At 65.5% G+C, this 467-nt stretch carries 1 protein-coding gene; it reads left to right on the top strand.

Features of this window, described 5'->3' with window-relative positions:
- On the top strand, nt 1-467 hold a 467-nt coding region (locus tag H6M51_RS24250), incomplete at both ends, for a transposase (protein WP_185812318.1).

The raw sequence follows: 467 nt of genomic DNA, 5'->3' as shown, positions 1-467 counted from the left end.
GCAGGACTGTCTTTGGCCGGGTTGGCCGTGATCGTCGTCAATCCAGCGCAGGTGCGCGCTTATGCCAATGCGCTCGGCAAACGTGCCAAGACCGACGCCATCGATGCGGCGGTGATAGCCGCCTACGTATTGGCCACCAAGCCGGAGCTGCGCCCGCTGCGTGATGCGCAAACCCAGGCGCTCTCGGCGCTTGTGGCCCGCAGGCGGCAGATCGTCCAGATGATCGTGGCCGAGGAAAACCGGGCGAAGATGGCACTCGCGAAGGAGGCGCAGAAGAGCATCAAACGCCTGCTCATCGCTCTCAGGCGCGAGCTCGAAAGCCTCGACAAGGACCTCGACGACCACATCCGCACGTCACCTGTCTGGCGGGTTCGCGAGACGCTGCTCACCTCCGTGCCAGGTGTGGGGCCAGCGACGGCGCGCACGCTTCTCGCCGAGATGCCGGAACTGGGCAGTCTTGACCGGAG

It is taken from the genome of Rhizobium sp. AQ_MP (assembly GCF_014237835.1).
Classification (GTDB): domain Bacteria; phylum Pseudomonadota; class Alphaproteobacteria; order Rhizobiales; family Rhizobiaceae; genus Allorhizobium.
Note: the sequence above shows the minus strand (reverse complement) of the source record. Positions and strands in the feature narration are given on the sequence as shown.